We start from the raw sequence: 18,197 nt of genomic DNA, 5'->3' as shown, positions 1-18,197 counted from the left end.
AATTTAGATATTATTGTGATTATATTGAGATATGGCAGTACTTTGATATTAGGTTATTAAATATCGATAAGCTATAGCACTAATGGAAAGCATATTTTGTAAAAATGACACATGACAAATAAGTCAATTAATGATCTATATGGAATGTCATTCCATTTAATTATTAAATTGTGAACATTGATTTATTGGGTGAATATTAGTTTCTTTTAACCATTAAGAATGAATCTAACGTATGGCAAGTAATTTTATTGTTTAAGCTTGACCTGTTTTAGCGCTAAACGTGATAATACAGCTATAAATTAGTGTGTCTACACTGATAAATAATGATGAATGTTACGGAGTTTCAATGGCAAAGCTAAGTCTACAAGAGCAGATGCTAAAAGCAGGGCTTATAGATAAGAAAAAGCTTAAAAAGGCGGGTAAAACCACTAAAAAATCTCGTACTCAAGCGAAAGAAGCAAAAGCTGCTGTTGAAGCAAATCGCATTGCACAGCTAGAAAAAGATAAAGAGCTTAATCGCGCTCGTGATGAAGAGATCAAAGCGAAAGAGCTGGGTGCTCAAATTAAACAGCTTATTGAAATGAATCGCTTGGATCGTAAGAGTGGTGATATCGGTTATAACTTTACTGATGGTTCAACAGTTAAAAAGATCTATGTTGATAAAGTAATGCAAAACCAGCTAGTAAATGGTCGTTTAGCTATTGCACGTTACCTTGATGGCTATGAAGTGATCCCCGCTTCTGTTGCTGATAAGATTGCACAACGTGATGAAGAATCTATTGTATTAAATAATACTGTTGCTGACAGTATTGCAGATGAAGATGATCCGTACGCAGATTTTGTTATTCCAGACGATCTGATGTGGTAAGAATTATCTTACTGAAGAAATAGGTTCAGTGATAAAAAGCCGATATTGCTAAAACAAGTAGGTTATTAGCATTATCGGTTTTTTTATATGTTTATATTGCTCGTAACAGTAACTCATCATTGAATTCTTTTTACCGCTAAATAATGGCACTGAGCAATACTCACGCTATCGTTTGCGTGTGCAATAATTAAACATACAGATGTAAATATGATAAAAATAGCATGGTATATAATGAGAATTTTTATCATTTGTGGTTTATTGATAGCATGATGTAGTACTTAATGATGCAACTTCTTGAACATATCAATTCGATTGTGATTCAGAAAATCATCAACATAGCAGGACAATAATAATGAATAGTGATATCGCTCGTTGGTTGGAACGCGATCCTGACCCAAAAACACGAAATGAATTAGAACAGCTTATCAAAGACAATAATCAAGCAGAGTTAACGGACCGTTTCGACGGTCGATTAGCCTTTGGTACAGCAGGGTTACGCGGAGTTGTTGGTGCTGGACCTAACCGAATGAACCGCTTAGTCATTCAAGAAACAGCGTCAGGATTAGGGCAATATTTGTTACGTTCAGTCCCAGAAGCGGCCAGCAAAGGTGTTGTTATTGGTTATGATGGGCGCCCTGATTCACAACAATTTGCACATGACACTGCATCAGTATTAACTGCACAAGGTATTAAAGTCTATTTAACGGTAAAAGTGGCACCAACGCCAGTTGTTGCATTTGGGGTGAAACATCTTCATACCGCAGCTGCTGTTGTTGTTACTGCCAGCCATAACCCTCCGCAATACAACGGCTTTAAAGTGTATTGGGAAAATGGTGCACAGATTATTCCACCGCAAGATGCCGGTATCGCTGATGAAATTGATAAAGCAACAAAACACGAATTAGCGTATTTACCGCTAGAAGAGGCTGTAGATAAAGGGCTACTCGTTTGGCTGGATGAAGACTACTATCAAGCTTACCGCCAAACGATGAATACCAATCCGCTACTGATGAATCACACTAACCCACAATCAATTAACATCGCTTATACGGCAATGCATGGTGTTGGTGCCGAAATGGCAGAAACATTATTAGCTGATGCTGGGTTTAATCATGTTTACAGTGTTGCAGCGCAAAGAGAGCCTGATGGTACTTTTCCAACAGTAAAATTTCCTAATCCTGAAGAAACTGGCGCGATGGATCTTGTTGTTGCAGAAGCAAAAAAACATGATGCAGTATTAGCTTGTGCCAATGATCCAGATGCAGATCGCTTTGCTGTTGCTGTACGTCGTGAAGACGGCGAGTATCAAATGCTAACAGGGGATCAGGTTGGAACATTATTTGGCTATTACTTATTAAGCCATGCACATGCCAATCAAAATCTAGTTGGGAATACGATTGTATCTTCAAGTTTACTTGGCAAAATTGCGCCGACTCTTGGAGCGCGTTATTACCAAACGTTAACGGGTTTTAAATGGTTAACGAATGTCGCTATGGCCCAACAAACAGAAGAGCATCAATTCCTTTTCGCATACGAAGAAGCATTAGGCTATACCATTGGTAGCAAGGTGTGGGATAAAGATGGTTTATCTGCATTAGTAGCGTTTGCACAATTAACTGCAGAGTTGCATGCTAAAGGGCTGACTATTTGGGATCAATTAGAAGCTATCTATCGTGAGCATGGTTTGTATATAAATGCGCAACGTAGTATTGCACTGGATCCAACCGCAGCGCCTATCGGTGATACATTACGCCATCAACCACCAACAGAGATTGCAGGATTACCGATTGTATGTACAGAAGATTATAAACAATCGTTGAGAACATTTAGTGATGGTACGGTTGAAGGTATTGAATTACCCGTTAGCGATGTATTGATCTATCACTTACAAGGTGGGGCTCGCGTTATTGTTAGACCTTCTGGGACGGAGCCTAAGATAAAATGTTACTACGAAGTAGTAGAGCCAATGTTACATGAAGATACTATGATTCATGCCCAGCAACGTGCTCAAGAAGCGATGGATATGTTGATTGAAAAGCACCAACAGTCATTGTAGGTAAATCGCTCTCGTAGAACGATGATGAGTGCGGCATTAATAGATCACCAATGATCTATTTTGCCGCATTTTTTATGCCGGTGACTTTGGTAAACAACTTGGAACTAGCCGTGCAGATTAAAGGCCATTTGGTTATGCATGCGAAACGGTAAACAAGATGCTATCGTGAAACATTTACGTGTATAATCAGCAAATAATATACTATTTAAAAGTTAGGGTTTTCCTATGCATGATTTAAATTTATCGATACCAGATGATTACGAGAAAGAGCCAGAGCTTCCTATTCCAGAGCTTGATGAGCAGAAGAAAATTGTTGCTGAATTAAAGCGATTAGAAGAGGCTGGTGAATTAACACCAGAAATTCTTCATGCATTTATGACTGGTGAAAGAAAGCCTGAATAGGTACCAATAAAGCCTCTGTATCTAGGCATTTTTGTCGAATATATAGAGGCTTAATTATTTTTATAACCACCAAAGTAATCAATGGTAACATGTTGAAAATATTAACAAAACAATCAATAAAAATAGATTCTAAGTAGTAACAAAATAGCAGGTGACATAAGTGCTTAGTTGCATTAGTGTGTATCTATTATTACTGCAGTGCGAGCATACTTATATGTATTATGTGACCGCAAAGAATATTTTTTTAAGTGGTTGGGGGCGTGCTGGTAAGTTTGATTGCTATGTGTGTATTATTTGTAAAACAAGACATGAAGCAAGTATTGTTGCAGCGAATGCACGACATCGTTCAGATTTTCAGCGGGTAAAAATACATTCAAAAGTGCCATTATCGTTAACTGAAGATACATTAAAGATTGGGCGCCATATTCTTACTACGTTTATTGTTAAAGTTCTCGATAAGACTTCAGAGCCTAAATTATTTATGCCTAATTACTTTCAATATAGTTCTAAGCCGAAAGTACTAAAACGATAGTGAGAGTATGGCGTGTAATATTTAGGATCTAACGCATTAATAATAAGATAAAGATTAGATCCTAAAGTGTTTAATTAGTGATGTTTTACACCGTTACGTACAATATCTTTACCATTATCGTATACGTCTTGGCTTAACCAGCGTCCGTAAATTAGTTGCTGATTATGATCAAAAACAGCGATGAAAGGGCGACCATCAGCGTTATTTTTAGCTAAGCCAATGCCTTCTACATCTTTTAAGCCTAAACCACCATTTTCAATTGAGATAATAAAGGTTTTTAGCTCTTCTAGCGTTTCAATAACGTCTTGTTCAATTTTCATTTGTTAATTACCACATAGTAAAATAAGCGTAAGCTATTTATAAAATAACTTAGATCTGAATTTAACTCTACAGTGTAATACTCTACCTCTGATGCTTTATTTTTGAAATGGTTAGCTATGTAGCACATAAGATTAAGTTCAATAAATGAAACTTTCATAAACGGACTGCATAAAAAACAGCCATATAAACATGATTATATGGCTGGAGATTGTTTAAGATTAAAGGTTTTCATTGGCTATACATTGATTCGCAATATACTTTAATTCTGTCATTGGGTAGCGTTTATAAAGTTCACTACAACTGTATATCAGCGTAATCGTATGTTCATTTTTACTTAAGGCTCCACGTGTGATCGTTTCAAGCCAACTTAGGTGAGGGGGAGTCGGTAATACATCACGATGTTGCTGAAGTTTTTTTCCTACTGTCGTAAAAGCTGCTGTATAACTTTGCCAAAACCATTGTAATGCTGTTTGTTGATCTGGGAAATATTGTAACAGTTCGATAAAAGCGTGAAGGGCAGTAATACCATGTAATAAGGTAGAGTCATCTGTCTTACGGTAATAATCAACGACTAACTGTAATACTTTTTCTATTGTTATATCAACAGGAACGGGGGCAAGCTTTAGATAGTTAGGGTGCTGAGCGACTTCAAAAATACGCTGACTAATATTATTCGCTTGGAATGAGCTATTTGAAAAAGTATGCGCCAGTTGCTTTAACTGCTGCTCTGCGTTGTATTTATCTGCTGTCGATAATGGAGTAATAAGTTGATAGTTTTGATCCCAATAGGCTAATGCATAAGCGATCTCACGTTGTTGTTGGCTTTTTATTGCATAAGATAACCGTATCATGCACTGGAAAGCTTGTGCATTAAAACTAGCAATTAACCTTGGCATATAGGCGCTGAGTGTTGTTTCAACACTATCATTTTTAATACGTTGTTCTATTTCATTCGCTTGTATAAGAAAGGACTCATTTCGAGCGACGTTTTCAAGCTGAGTTATATATTGATGATAAAAATGTAATACACACTCATCGTTAGTCCCCATTTGATCAAGAGCAACTAAAGACATTGGTAAATAATTCGTGACTCCATTTTTATACGTCGGTTGAAATTGTAATCCCGCTACAATTAATTCGGCGGTTAATAATGATGTTTTCATATATCGCTTCCATGCAATTTACAACATATCCAAGATTAGACGTTCTAAATAAGAGTGGCTACTTTTAATTATTTAACTGATTGAAAAATAGTCATATAGCAGCAGTTTTTTATAAATATAAAATGAGTTTATTGATGAGGTTTCTAGCAAAAGTGAAGAAATCTTATAACTGAGTAATAACACCATACATTTGCAAACTACATTGTTCTATTAATAGATGATTAATAGGTTGTGGTTTATGGCTTGGCGAATATTTTTAACGTTTATAGCGTGTGGTTCAATAATGGCTTGTAATAGTGATAATGAAAATGCAGTAAAGGTAAATACAACGCCTGATCCTGTGCAATCAGAATCGGTTGAAGTTCAAACCGTTGATGATAGTTTGCCTGAGCCTGAGCCTGAGCCTGAGCCTGAGCCTGAGCCTGAGATTTTGACTCAATCGGCTCCAGAACCTGAATGCGACTTAGAAAGTGTTAATTTACTCGACTTTGTGCCTTGGCAACGTGAAGAAGGCTGGTGGGTTGGCGAATATACTTTTTTAGGTGCTGATGGTGATCCGAATGTTTCTGCGAGTTGGCCATATCGTTACGATCACTATCGCGGATTTATTCATTTAGAGGTCATTGGTAACAGTATTAAACAGCGTAATGTTTTTTTATATCCAGCTAAAAATGCTGCTGAGTGTGATTCTGTTCAAGATGTTGTTGGTTCTGGTATCTGTGGTGATAACGGCAATGAAAAGCTATTTAGTGCAGATCAAAGTGCGTCTGATTGTGACGGTAATTTATCTGGACCGTTTGAAGCTTTTGGTATGACGTTAAGTACAACAACGAGATTGATTGGTGATGATACTGTACTGTATCAAGTGCGTTTACCCGATGGAAGTTTTACCCAAAATCAGCTAACAACACTACCACCGAATGATACGCGAGTACGTACTGCTCAAGGTTTCTTTATGGGAACATCTACATACGCGAGTTATTATCGAGAGCGTAAGGTGACAAAAGAAGAGTTTGTGCAGTTATTGGAACAAACACGTCAAGAGTACAATATATTAGAGGTTGATTATTGCGGCTACGATTCGGGAGGTAGCCCAAGCGGTGTTACCTGTGATGAGCATTTTGGAGTAGCGTTAGGGGATTAAACATAAAGACCAACATACTGTGTTGGTCTTTATGTTTATAATTAGTTGATACTGCGGCTCATTTCAACATTGCCATGAGCTTGGATCGATGTGCCTTCTGACAGTGAATGAGCACAGCCGATAATGAATATGCTAAGAAAAGCTAATATAATCCAATTATTCATTATTTATCTTGGTAAGTAGTGGCAAGGAAGGCAAACTGTACGCAGTTTAATAAAGAGATTCAAGAGGGCAGAATTTCGTATCTATTCTGACTTAAATTGAAGATGTTAACTTTAATTAGAACTGTCTGCTTCATAAATAAGAGAGGAAATATTGACAAAAGTGGAGCGGATAACGGGAATCGAACCCGTGTCATGAGCTTGGGAAGCTCAGGTAATACCATTATACGATATCCGCTCTGTTTTTATAACATAAGGCTTATGAGTTATGAGGTCAATCAAAAATGTCATACAAAATGAAATCATTAATAAAATGACCTGAATAAAGAATCAAACACAGGTTTGTTAACAAAAATAAAAGAGAGGGAAGTAAATATGTATTATATAGGAGTTATATGATCAAAGGTTGAGATAGTGCTTATAGCATTCTGTATATGTATGATTTCAATTTCAGTTATACTTATTGGTTAAGAAACTTGGTTATAGTAGGTTTACTTTAAATATAATTACACTTTTAGACGATGAAAAAAAATCATTCAAATAAATTGATATTAAATATTCGCTTATCTTCAGCACGGTTTATGATAAAAAATCTAGAGCGAGCAATACGTTTCTGCTTATCCCATCAATATAATAAGACAGCGAATCGACTTTTGAGGCGTTTAGATACCGCTTTTTTAACGTTTGAAAACTTATATAACCAGAAAGTAAATTAATCAAGTATCGTCATATAAATCTTATTTATTCATTCAAGCGTTACTCAACGCGTCTCTTATAATGAAGTGTGACATGCATCACATTTTGATGTATTATTTAGGCGTGAAGTTAAGAAATGTCATTGCTCTAACAAATATATAACGTTGGTGAGGACAATGCATTTCACATGTTATGCTTGTATTATGTTAAGTCGGACTTAAAGAAATGTCGTTAATTGCTATTAGTAGAAATAAAATTAAAACCATTCGTGAAAATATTCAACTTTGTGTTAAAAATGGTGATGTAAATAATGTTTCATTATTGTTGTCAGAACTTGAAGAAGAATTGAGTGTTTTTGAGGCGTTATACTCATCATATAAAGAAATATAACCAATAAAGGATTAATAGATAATTATATTTACAAGAGATATTTAGGGATAAATAACGTATTATAATTCTTCTGATAATTTATTGTTTATATATATGCAAAAGCAAAATATTGTCCCACCTTCAAGTGAAGATGCTTTATCTCGATTGAAAACTGCTTTTAAAGCTGGTGTTATCGCGACATTAGCTAGTATTTCTGTTGGGTTTTTATTTAAGATTTGGCTCGCTCAGTGGGTTAATAAAGACGATTTAGCACTGTTTAATAGTGTGATTGATATTGTGTCTTTGTCATTAATATTAATGACTGGTTTTCGCTCTTCTATGGTTGTGACTTACAGCCAAACTAATAATGATCGTGATATTATTAACATCTTTCGATTTTGTTTAATCACGATTGTTCTCTTAACATGGGGAGTTGTACTCCCTTATATTAAACATGAATTACATATTAACGTTGGCTATTTTGAAATGGTTGGCGTGATTTTTAGTATGGGCATGAAGGTTTATTTTACTAACTTGATAGCCATGTATCGTTTGTATGATGTGTCTAATAAAGTGACGTGGATAGAACCGATTACGAATGTAATGGGCTTTATTTTGTGTTATTACATACTCCATTTTACTCCACTCGCATCATTGTTTTACAGCATGACGTTTTCATCACTTATTGCTGCTCATTTTATGTATTGGAAACGACGTAAGCAAATAGCGACTAAGCCTATAAAGTCGGTTCAACTTGATCCTAATATGCGTAACTATGTTCGTAAAAGCTTCACTGCCTCATTAGAAGCAGGGGCGAGTATCTTGATGATTTATATTACGGTTTTATTGACTATCACGCATTTTAGCTTAGATGAACTTGGCGACTTCCAAGTTGTTGTTCGTCCGATCTTCACTTATATGACGATGTTATTTGTATTTCCTATTTATCGTTTTGTTTTGCCTGAGTTAACCTTATGTATTAAGCAAGGTGATCACCAACAAATTAAAGCAATAAGGCGTTGGATCTTTCGTCTCGCAGCAATGGTGAGTGTGACATTTTTCCTCATAATGCTTATTGGTGGACGAGAAATTATAGGCTTTGTTTTTCCGCCTCAATATCACGGGGCAGTTATTGTATTATTTCATTTTTCTATGTTCTTTATTTTTATGATGCTAAATGCTTACCAATTAGCCTATATCAAAGCCCATGGGAAATTCACATTAAGCTTACTCATTCGTCTTAGCGGTATCATCACACTAATAGCAAGTTATTATTTATTATCGATATTTACTGCAAATGTCGTCGCTATTATTGTCGCACTATGCTTAGGTTATGTCATGATGTTCATTCTATCAACGATTGCTGAACGTAAAATCTTAAACGGGTATAAGCTGGCTTTATCCAATAGCTAGCTTTAATTTAACACGCTATTAAATTTATTAGGGAAAGATAAAAATGTCTGGTATCACCGACTTAACAGAGATTCTTGCAAATTTACAACCAGAGTTAAGCTTAACGCGTTATATTTTTTGTTGTACAGAAAATACTAATCTAGATGCTATTGCTTCTATGTCACCATTAGCGACGTTTCGTGAAGAAGAAGGAATGACATTTATTTTAAGCTATGAAAGTGCTGTTCAACACAATATTGAAATTAATAATGTGTATTGCTGTATCACATTAAAAGTACGCTCAAGTTTAGAAGCTGTTGGTTTAACTGCTGCTGTAGCATCAGAGCTTGCTAAACATGGAATTAGCGCCAATGTGATGGCTGGTTTCTATCATGATCATATTTTTGTTAATGAAAATCATGCTGAGCAAGCTATGCTAGCGTTAACGGAACTATCGCAACGCTAGCTATCATAGCAAAGTATTATTTAGAGTACTGGCGACATCCCATAGCTTTGACTATTAATCAGTAGTAAACCTAGGGCGATGAGCAATAAACCACCAAATAGTTTAAAGACTAATGGAGTAAAAGAGTGCTGGTGATCGGAGTACGCAAGATATTTCGTAACCAGCTTTTTACCTGAAAGTGTCATGGTAGCGATCGTTGACGTCGTGAGTGCTGTTCCCACTGCCATCAGTAAAGCGCTTACAACACCTAACCAATACATACCAACCATATTGGCAAAAAGTAGTGCTAATATCGCGCCTGTACATGGACGAATACCAATACTGGCGATAATTGCGATGTATTCACGCATATTGGTTGCTTGGTTAATACTATCAGCATCAGCAAAGTGTTTATGCCCACAACTACAATCACTGCTATGGCTATGGCTATGGCTATGGCTATGGTCATGTTTATGTGTTTTCTGTTTGTATAATTGCCAGCTTTGTTTTAAAGCTCGGTAAGCAACAATGACACCCAGTAATAACATGGCAACGAAGCTAAGTGTGATGAATCGGTCTGCTGCGCTATTAATTTCACGCATAGATGAATTAAAAAACACAAGTAGAACGGTAACTAGCACTATAGCAACTAAGGCTTGTAAAAAAGCAGAGATAACCGTCATGATTAAGCTTGCTTTTACTTTAGCTGGGTTTGTTGCTAAATAGGTCGTTACAATCATTTTGCCGTGCCCAGGGCCTAATGAATGAAATACACCATATAAAAAGCTGACGCCAGCAAGCGAATAGATAGCCGCTGGGTTTTCTTTTGCATCATAAAGTAAGTCACTCAACTGACCGTTTATTTCACGTTGCCATTTTATAGTACTAAGCATTAATGTTGGCCAATTATGCCAGAGGAAATAACCAACAATCATTAGAAAAGTGGCAACAAGGGTTGCGCCTAACCAATAGTTACCTTTATTTATATGAGAATGTTGCTCGGAATGATGGTGCTCCATGGGAATCCTTTAATAAGCGTTAATTAACTGATGGGCAATGCAGTTTTACTGTTTGAGTAAATAACTGACCAAGTGCATTATCGGGATCGGCATCAGGAGGCAATGATTGAGCATAAAGCATTTGCTCTGGAGTTGGATTAGGCTCTGCAAGTTCAAAAGTACATACTTTATTGAGCTCTGGCGATAATGTGATGTCGCTTTTCGCTTTCCAAGACATATCGACATAGTAACTTGGTTCAAAAATAAGCAGTCGTAATGAATCTTTGGTTAATGGCTGAGGTTTGGATAATGGAAGTTCAAATGTCAGTGTTGCCTTTGCGCGTTCTTTTGTTAATACCCCATTTGTAGCAATTTTATATTTGATTGGCTCTTGGTCATTATAAAAGTAAGTAAAATAGTGTTCATTCATCATATTTTTCATCACAGAATCACCAACGCGAGCAAGCGTTTCAATCTTGCGCTCCGGTGACATATCTTCACCATCCAGCATATATGCTGTTGTCATAGCATCAAAAGTCCATATCATTTTAAACCCTGTGATTTGATTATTATCACCTTGGATATAGGTTTTCATATCAATCCATGAGTGTGGATGTGCTTGGCTAGCGGTTGAAAACAAGGTTAAAGATGAAAGTAATAGTGTAGTAAAAGAAACCCAACGCATAGAAAATGAAATCTCCATATTTACAAGCTTGGCACTATGTTTAAAGCATCAAAGAAGAATAAATAGTGTTATGTTATAACATCAACCTGTGTTTGCTGAAAGAAAATTAAGTGTAAATAATTATGAGGATATACGGTTATTGAGGCTATGGTTTTAATTCTGCAAGTAAAAATGCAGAAGTCGTAATAATGACACCACCAAAGACGGCAAGCGGTTGGTTGTGGTCAAAACCTGCAATGAGTGTCAATACTACGCCAAGTGAAATATATAGCTTCTGTTTGATGATCATAAAGCACTCCAGTATATGATGTGATTATTTAATAACATGCATAGCAATAGATGTGTTAGCAAACTGTCAGAAGTCAGTAAGTAGAATGTGATTGTTTTAATTAATTGATTGATAAATGTTTTATATCGTTTAGTGTTAGTGGATGTATAATTTTGTTATGTAAAAATGTGTAGTTAGATTATCTAGAAATGGGTGAGTTTTCTCTAGATAGAATTAATTTTGATTAATGTGAAATAGAAAAGTCTAAACTTGGTATTAGTTAGCTTTTTTGGTGAAATAAAAAACACTATTTCAAATTATTCATAGCTTTGCCGCTATTTACTGATTTTCAAGGTATAATAAGCAAAGAAGAAGTAAATAATAGAGTAGAAGAAACTAAGTATGAAATTAAAGTTATTTGCGGCTGGATGTATGTTGTTACTGAGTTCATCGGCATGGGCTGAAAAAGCAGAAACACAGTTACCTATCCATTTGTCTGCAATTACACAAGATGTTGATGTTATTAAAAATATTACGACATTAACGGGTAAAGTAGATATCACTCAAGGCGGTGTTCAGATTAAAGCTGATAAGGCCGTTATTAAGTTGGATAGTAAAACAAAAGCATTAAAAAGTGTGGAAGTTTATGGCAAACCTGCTTATTTTCATCGTGTGATGGAAGATGGAAAAGTGGTGGATGGAGAATCGCTTTACGGTATTTATACACCAACAAATAACATGATGGTGCTAAAGGATAAGGCAAAAATAACCCAAAACGGCAGTACAATCCAAGCGGCTGAAATAAGCTATAACTTGGCTTCTCAGGTGATGAAAGCAAAAGGCTCTAAGTCACGCCAAGTGAATACTGTTTTACTACCTGAAAAGTTAAAATAATCAATGAGTAAAATAAGTAAGAGTACTTGTGATTCTTGTTTGTTTTGGTTAATTTGACATGGATTTTGCACGTTGTTCAAAGAACTGATCAATGATCTTATAGAAAGACAAATAAAATAGATAAAGAAGGTCGCTGCAGTGGAATTAGTACAAGTTAATACTTCAAACATATCCATTTATTTAAACTTAACTCAGGCATATGAAGCTGAGTTTTCACCACTGACGAAAAAAGTGCCTGATAATGATGGTAAATTTGCGCTTGATACACCAATAGAAGGTAATGTACTTGGCTTTCTTTTATATTTTGATGGTGTGCCAGCGGGCTTAGCTGCGATTGCTGATCATGGTAACTGTCATTATGAGGTATGTGATTTCTATGTTGTACCTGTCTTTCGTAAAAATAAAGCAGGTCAACGTTTTGCTCATAGCTTATTTTCAATGATGCCAGGTGAATGGGAAAGTAAGCAAATTGAAGGCGCAGTGCATGCGATTGCTTTTTGGCGTCGTGCTATTGGCGCATTCACAAATGAACAGTACGTCGAAGATATTTATCACGATAGTTACTGGGGGGATGTTACTCGCCAGCGTTTTACTATTTCGGTTTAGGGATTACAGAAATAATTAAAGGGAGCTTATGCTCCCTTTTTTCATAGTGCTACCGTATTACAATATAAACTTATAATGCAGTCATTAAGATTTTTCGGCTGATTTCTGGCGTAATATCGTGGTGTTCACTTAATGCGATCATGCCATGTTTTTTAAGGCTTTCGATAAGAACATCGATATCTTTTTCACCCAAATCAACGTCATTAAGTGTTGTTGGAACACCCATTTGTTTGAAAAAGGCGATGGTTTTTTCAATCGCAGCATCAATACGTTGATCTGCTGTGCCTGTTGTTAAACCAAAGATACGCGCAGCATATTGTAATAATTTTGCTTCTTTTTCTTTACGACGTACTTTCATGACGGCAGGTAATACAATGCTTAGCGTACGAGCATGATCAATACCGTAATTACCTGTTAATTCATGGCCAATCATATGTGTTGTCCAATCTGCTGGGACGCCAACCCCAATTAAACCATTGAGAGCTTGAGTGGCAGACCACATAATATTGGCTCGAACGGCAAGATCATCAGGTGTAGCTAATGCTTTTGGACCATCTTCTATTAAGGTATGCAGCAGACCTTCAGCAAAACGATCTTGGACTTTTGCATTAACAGGATAGGTTAAGTACTGCTCCATTGTATGAACAAAGGCATCAACAACCCCGTTTGCTACTTGGCGAGGAGATAAACTCAATGTTGTTTGTGGATCTAAAATAGCAAATGTAGGTTTTACGAGTGGTGAGCCAAAGAATAATTTGTCTTTACCACGCGAAACCACGGAGCCACCGTTACTTTCAGAACCCGTTGCGGGTAAGGTTAATACACAACCAAGAGGAACAACCTTAGTGACAGGCTCTTGCTTAAGTAAAATGTTCCAAGGATCTTCTCCCTGATAACAGGCTGCAGCGGCAACAAATTTAGTACCATCGACAACTGAGCCGCCACCTACCGCTAATAGATAGTCATAACCTTCTGTTTTAACAAGCTCGACAGCCTTCATCAGTGTGTCATACTGTGGATTAGGTTCAACACCTGAGAATTCCCCCCAGTTAAAGCCGTCCAAAGCTGCTGTTACTTGGTCATAAACACCGTTGGATTTGATAGAACCGCCACCGTAAATAACCAATACTTTTTTATCTTTAGGAATAGCTTGGCTAATTGCCGCGATTTGACCTTGACCAAAATGAATGCTTGTAGGGTTTTGGTAGGTAAACTTATCCATTGTAGGCTCCGTTATATCATTGTGATATTGATATTCTAATTATTGTGTTGAGATCTCTAGTGTAGAAGCGAACGTAGGATAAACTAAATACATAATTCTCTTTATTTCTTGCCTATTTCTATTTTAACAATATTGCTGCGTTATGTTCGTGTTATGGAAAATAGGAGTAGAATAGTTGAATTATCATTGATAGGTTGAACGTTAACAAATAGGCTTGATAGGTTTTTAATGAAAGCTGAACTTAAAAAAAAATTAGCTATCGTTGCTAGTCAATTATGTGAGTATTACAAAATATCCGATCAAACGAATCGTGTTCAGACGGTGCTTTCAGGTGTGCGGTTATTTCGTATTGATCGTTATCATAAATTGACACCACAAATGTATGAGCAAGGAATAGTTGTTATTTTTCAGGGAAGTAAAATAGGGCATTTAAATCAACATCAGTTTGCTTATGACGTTGAACAGTGCCTTATTGTGTCGACATCTTATCCTATAACGTGTGAAACATTTGCTTCTCAACAAGCACCATTAATGGGGATTAATATTGATCTTGATATTAATGTTATCAGCCAGTTGGTTTCTGCCATGGAATCAGAGCAGAAAAATTGGGGAAATATAGATACACGTTGTGGTGTTTCTCCAACTCAAATGACAGAGTCAATGTATCTTTGTATGTTGGAATTGCTGAATATTTTGCATAATCCTCTTGATGCAAAAGTACTTGGTTCTTCTATTATCCGTCAGTTTTTTTATTATTTATTGCAAAGTGAGCAGGGCTATTTATTAGCACACTACTGCGAGCAAGATAGCTCTTTAGCTAAGATATCAACAGTAATTGGGTATGTACAAAAGAATTTCGCGCAGAAATTACACGTTAATGAATTAGCAGAGATGGCTGGGATGAGTGTTTCTGTATTCCATAAAGTTTTTAAACAAGTTGTAACGGATCCTCCTTTGCAATACATCAAAAAAATTCGTTTGAATCATGCTAAAAACTATATTTTACAAGAGGGGCTATCAGCAAGTCTTGCGTCTCAACGAGTTGGCTATGAAAGTGCGGCTCAATTTAGCCGAGAATTTAAACGTTATTTTGGTGTGCCACCTAGCCGTATTGATGAAATTTCAGATTATTCTCGAAAATGATTCCTATATATCAGTATATTTTAACTAAAGTCGATTGCGTAATTTTAGGTATAATATGTATGCTCATTAGGGATGTAACTTGTTGTTTGTATGCATAGAGTGGAACTTTAGAAGCGGTTAGTTGTCACATCGTCGTCGCGGAATGAATTATTATTAAAACAGGAAAATCATGCCTGAGTCTCAAGCTAAAATTCTGATCCTATTTGCCCATCCATCGCAAAATCGTTCAGAGATCAATGTACCGTTATTTAATGCATCTAAAACTATCGCCAATGTAACATGCGTTGATTTATATGCCGAATACCCAACCTATCGTATTGATATAGATAAAGAGCAACAGCGCCTTCGTGAACACGACGTTATTGTATTTATGTTTCCTCTTTATTGGTATTCCACACCATCGTTATTAAAAGAATGGCAAGATTTAGTACTTGAATATGGGTTTGCATATGGCAGTGAAGGGAATGAATTGGTAGGTAAAAAATTCTTTTGCGCTTTGACTGCTGGTGGTCCTGAATCGAGCTATCGTAAAGACGGCTTTAACCATTATACCATTCGTGAGTTATTGCAACCTCTAGAGCAAATGGCAGAGTTAACCGGTATGGACTTTCTAGCGCCGTTTGCACTCTTTGGCGCAGGTATGGCGAATGAAGAGAACCGTATTGAACAACATATTCAAAATTGGAAACGTGTTCTGATTGCGATTCAGGATAATAAATTCAACTATGAGGTTGCGAGTAAATTATCAAAAATGAATCATAGTTTAGAATTCGTGATTAAATAGAAGAGAGTATTATGACTGGATATTTTTTACAGGCTTTCATCTATTTGGTAGCCGCCGTTATTGCTGTTCCACTCGCGAAACGTTTAGGACTAGGGTCGGTATTGGGTTATTTAATCGCAGGTGTGGTTATTGGTCCCGTTATTGGTTTAGTTGGTAGTGAAACCACAACAATTCAGCATTTTGCTGAGTTTGGTGTCGTTATGATGCTGTTTGTTGTCGGCTTAGAGCTTGAGCCTAAAATGTTGTGGGGTATGCGTCATCGCTTATTGGGCTTAGGTGGATTACAAGTTGTTGTTACTGCATTAACCGTGATGGGGATTGCGCATTTATTTGATATTGCATGGTCTTATGCCCTTGCTATTGGCCTTATCTTTTCACTTTCTTCTACTGCGATTGTATTGCAAACCTTTAGCGAAAAAGGCTTAAGTAAAACAGAAGGTGGTAAAAGCGCGTTTTCGGTATTGTTGTTTCAAGATATTGCCGTTATCCCTATGTTAGCCTTGATCCCATTGTTGGCAGTACCTGAATTAGTGGCAAAGTCACAAGCAGTCGTGGCTAAAGCGGCAGAGCACCATGATGAACTTAGTCTTGTAGCGGGTCTTCCTGGTTGGGCTTATACCATTGTTGTTATTTTGGCGATTGCTGCTGTTGTAGTTGGTGGTCATTACTTAAGCCGTCCGTTGTTCCGTTTTGTTGCGTCATCGGGACTTCGAGAAATTTTTACTGCAACAGCACTGATGCTTGTAATTGGTATTGCAGCCTTAATGAGTTTAATTGGTTTGTCGCCAGCATTAGGCACTTTCCTTGCTGGTGTGGTACTTGCCAACAGTGAATTTAGACATGAGCTTGAATCTAATATTGAGCCATTTAAAGGATTATTATTAGGGCTTTTCTTCATTACCGTTGGTGCTGGTATTGATTTTAACGTTTTGTTTGATCAATTTGGTACTGTAATTGGCTTAACTATTGGCGTGATGCTGGTTAAGTTTATTGTGCTATTAGTACTGTCTTTTATTTTTAAAGTAAAAGGCAGTGACCGCTGGTTATTTGCATTGAGTTTGGCACAAGCAGGTGAATTTGGTTTTGTATTATTAAGCTATACCGTACAAAACAACGTGCTACCTGAGTCAATGAGCCAAACACTCTCACTTGTGGTTGCGTTATCTATGTTCTTAACGCCTGGTTTATTTATTTTGTATGATCGTGTGATTTTACCACGCTTCTGTGAAGCTAAAAATGAGCGTGAAGCTGATGAAATTGATGAACAAGGGAAAGTTATTATTGCGGGGATTGGGCGTTTTGGTCAGATTGTAAACCGACTATTAGCCTCTAATGGGGTACAAACGGTAGTGCTTGACCACTCGGTAACGCAAATTGACAATATGCGTAAAATTAACATTAAGAGTTTCTTTGGTGATGCAACACGACATGATTTACTTCATACCGCCGGTATTGAAGAAGCAAAACTGTTTATTGTCGCCATTGATGATAAAGAGCGAGCTACACAGCTTGTTCATTATGTAAAACAAACTTACCCTCAAGTACGTGTATTGGCGAGAGCTTATGATCGAGGTCATCATTACTCATTACGTTGTGCGGGAGCTGATTATGTGATCAGTGAAACATATCGTTCTGCACTAGCATTGGGAACAGAAGCCTTGAAAAACTTAGGCGTGCATCCGTTTAGGGCGGAGCAGCAAAAGGCCACGTTTGTTGAATCAGAGGCTCGAAGTAAAGATAAGCTGTATCAAACATGGTTAGATAGCACAGAAGAAGATCGTTTTAATACCTCTTATGTTGAATTGTTTAACCAATTAGAATCAACATTAAGTGAAGTAATGAAACAAGAGCGTACTGATAAACATACGAAATCAGAACGTGGGTGGACACCACCACCGAAAGTATTTCATGACGAAGTTGAACAAGATCTAGTTGAAAAACATCATCATTAATAGGTAATGACTATAATTTAAGAATAAAAAAGGAGCCATAGTGCTTAATGCCGATCAGTTAAGACAAAAATGATCAGTTGAACGATCCTATAGATG

At 36.7% G+C, this 18,197-nt stretch carries 20 protein-coding genes and 1 tRNA gene; 13 read left to right on the top strand and 8 right to left on the bottom strand.

Annotation, left to right across the window (positions count from 1 at the left end):
- The first annotated feature begins 346 nt into the window (after positions 1-346).
- The 4 genes from I3259_RS06865 (at position 347) to I3259_RS06850 (ending at position 3,858) form a co-directional block, all read left to right on the top strand.
- Positions 347-868 (top strand): DUF2058 domain-containing protein, encoded by a 522-nt coding sequence (locus I3259_RS06865; protein WP_238028941.1) that lies wholly within the window; start codon positions 347-349, stop codon positions 866-868.
- A gap of 352 nt (positions 869-1,220) precedes the next feature.
- On the top strand, positions 1,221-2,924 hold the full coding sequence (locus I3259_RS06860) for a phospho-sugar mutase (protein ID WP_238028940.1): 1,704 nt from the start codon (positions 1,221-1,223) through the stop codon (positions 2,922-2,924).
- Between the two features lie 225 nt (positions 2,925-3,149).
- Complete coding sequence (locus I3259_RS06855; protein ID WP_005365948.1) at positions 3,150-3,326, top strand: ATPase; 177 nt, start codon at positions 3,150-3,152, stop codon at positions 3,324-3,326.
- A 160-nt stretch (positions 3,327-3,486) separates the two neighbouring features.
- On the top strand, positions 3,487-3,858 hold the full coding sequence (locus tag I3259_RS06850; protein ID WP_238028939.1) for a hypothetical protein: 372 nt from the start codon (positions 3,487-3,489) through the stop codon (positions 3,856-3,858).
- A 74-nt stretch (positions 3,859-3,932) separates the two neighbouring features.
- On the opposite strand, the gene I3259_RS06845 is transcribed toward I3259_RS06850, so the two are convergent.
- Positions 3,933-4,178: a hypothetical protein gene (locus I3259_RS06845; protein WP_238028938.1), complete on the bottom strand. Its 246-nt coding sequence runs from the start codon at positions 4,176-4,178 to the stop codon at positions 3,933-3,935.
- 219 nt (positions 4,179-4,397) lie between these two features.
- The gene (locus tag I3259_RS06840) at positions 4,398-5,342 is read right to left on the bottom strand and encodes a questin oxidase family protein (protein WP_238028937.1); all 945 of its coding nucleotides are present in this window, start codon (positions 5,340-5,342) and stop codon (positions 4,398-4,400) included.
- 238 nt (positions 5,343-5,580) lie between these two features.
- Here I3259_RS06840 and I3259_RS06835 point away from each other — a divergent pair, with 238 nt between their 5' ends.
- Positions 5,581-6,486, top strand: a complete 906-nt coding sequence (locus tag I3259_RS06835; protein WP_238028936.1) for a hypothetical protein — start codon at positions 5,581-5,583, stop codon at positions 6,484-6,486.
- Between the two features lie 41 nt (positions 6,487-6,527).
- On the opposite strand, the gene I3259_RS20210 is transcribed toward I3259_RS06835, so the two are convergent.
- Both I3259_RS20210 and I3259_RS06830 read right to left on the bottom strand, forming a co-directional pair.
- Entirely contained in the window at positions 6,528-6,650 is a 123-nt protein-coding gene (locus I3259_RS20210) for a hypothetical protein (RefSeq protein WP_255721112.1), read from the bottom strand.
- A gap of 161 nt (positions 6,651-6,811) precedes the next feature.
- Positions 6,812-6,885 (bottom strand) — tRNA-Gly (locus I3259_RS06830).
- Positions 6,886-7,568: 683 nt separating this feature from the next.
- On the opposite strand from I3259_RS06830, the gene I3259_RS06825 reads away from it, so the two are divergent.
- The 3 genes from I3259_RS06825 (at position 7,569) to I3259_RS06815 (ending at position 9,570) form a co-directional block, all read left to right on the top strand.
- Entirely contained in the window at positions 7,569-7,733 is a 165-nt protein-coding gene (locus I3259_RS06825) for a hypothetical protein (protein WP_238028935.1), read from the top strand.
- Between the two features lie 93 nt (positions 7,734-7,826).
- On the top strand, positions 7,827-9,125 hold the full coding sequence (locus tag I3259_RS06820) for a hypothetical protein (RefSeq protein WP_238028934.1): 1,299 nt from the start codon (positions 7,827-7,829) through the stop codon (positions 9,123-9,125).
- A 43-nt stretch (positions 9,126-9,168) separates the two neighbouring features.
- Entirely contained in the window at positions 9,169-9,570 is a 402-nt protein-coding gene (locus I3259_RS06815; RefSeq protein WP_238028933.1) for an ACT domain-containing protein, read from the top strand.
- A gap of 20 nt (positions 9,571-9,590) precedes the next feature.
- On the opposite strand, the gene I3259_RS06810 is transcribed toward I3259_RS06815, so the two are convergent.
- The 3 genes from I3259_RS06810 to I3259_RS06800 all read right to left on the bottom strand — a co-directional run bounded on the left by I3259_RS06810 (position 9,591) and on the right by I3259_RS06800 (position 11,521).
- A complete protein-coding gene (locus tag I3259_RS06810) occupies positions 9,591-10,568 on the bottom strand; it encodes a nickel/cobalt transporter (protein WP_238028932.1) in 978 nt (325 codons plus the stop codon).
- Positions 10,569-10,587: 19 nt separating this feature from the next.
- Positions 10,588-11,232 carry a DUF1007 family protein gene (locus I3259_RS06805; protein ID WP_238028931.1) on the bottom strand — a complete coding sequence of 215 codons (645 nt, stop codon included), beginning with the start codon at positions 11,230-11,232 and terminating at the stop codon, positions 10,588-10,590.
- Between the two features lie 145 nt (positions 11,233-11,377).
- A complete protein-coding gene (locus I3259_RS06800; RefSeq protein WP_238028930.1) occupies positions 11,378-11,521 on the bottom strand; it encodes a hypothetical protein in 144 nt (47 codons plus the stop codon).
- Between the two features lie 381 nt (positions 11,522-11,902).
- Between I3259_RS06800 and lptA the strand changes: the two genes are divergently transcribed.
- Both lptA and I3259_RS06790 read left to right on the top strand, forming a co-directional pair.
- Entirely contained in the window at positions 11,903-12,394 is a 492-nt protein-coding gene (gene lptA / locus I3259_RS06795; RefSeq protein ID WP_238028929.1) for a lipopolysaccharide transport periplasmic protein LptA, read from the top strand.
- Between the two features lie 138 nt (positions 12,395-12,532).
- Positions 12,533-13,000, top strand: coding sequence for a hypothetical protein (locus I3259_RS06790; RefSeq protein WP_238028928.1), 468 nt, complete (start codon positions 12,533-12,535; stop codon positions 12,998-13,000).
- A 70-nt stretch (positions 13,001-13,070) separates the two neighbouring features.
- On the opposite strand, the gene I3259_RS06785 is transcribed toward I3259_RS06790, so the two are convergent.
- Positions 13,071-14,222, bottom strand: a complete 1,152-nt coding sequence (locus I3259_RS06785) for an iron-containing alcohol dehydrogenase (protein WP_238028927.1) — start codon at positions 14,220-14,222, stop codon at positions 13,071-13,073.
- A gap of 228 nt (positions 14,223-14,450) precedes the next feature.
- Between I3259_RS06785 and I3259_RS06780 the strand changes: the two genes are divergently transcribed.
- From I3259_RS06780 to I3259_RS06770, 3 genes are all read left to right on the top strand, one after another.
- On the top strand, positions 14,451-15,365 hold the full coding sequence (locus I3259_RS06780) for an AraC family transcriptional regulator (protein WP_238028926.1): 915 nt from the start codon (positions 14,451-14,453) through the stop codon (positions 15,363-15,365).
- A 169-nt stretch (positions 15,366-15,534) separates the two neighbouring features.
- On the top strand, positions 15,535-16,149 hold the full coding sequence (locus tag I3259_RS06775; protein WP_238028925.1) for an NAD(P)H-dependent oxidoreductase: 615 nt from the start codon (positions 15,535-15,537) through the stop codon (positions 16,147-16,149).
- A gap of 11 nt (positions 16,150-16,160) precedes the next feature.
- The gene (locus I3259_RS06770) at positions 16,161-18,101 is read left to right on the top strand and encodes a monovalent cation:proton antiporter-2 (CPA2) family protein (protein ID WP_238028924.1); all 1,941 of its coding nucleotides are present in this window, start codon (positions 16,161-16,163) and stop codon (positions 18,099-18,101) included.
- Positions 18,102-18,197: the final 96 nt, after the last annotated feature.

The sequence above is a fragment of the Photobacterium sp. Ph5 genome (genome assembly GCF_022129445.1).
Lineage (GTDB): Bacteria > Pseudomonadota > Gammaproteobacteria > Enterobacterales > Vibrionaceae > Photobacterium.
Note: the sequence above shows the minus strand (reverse complement) of the source record. Positions and strands in the feature narration are given on the sequence as shown.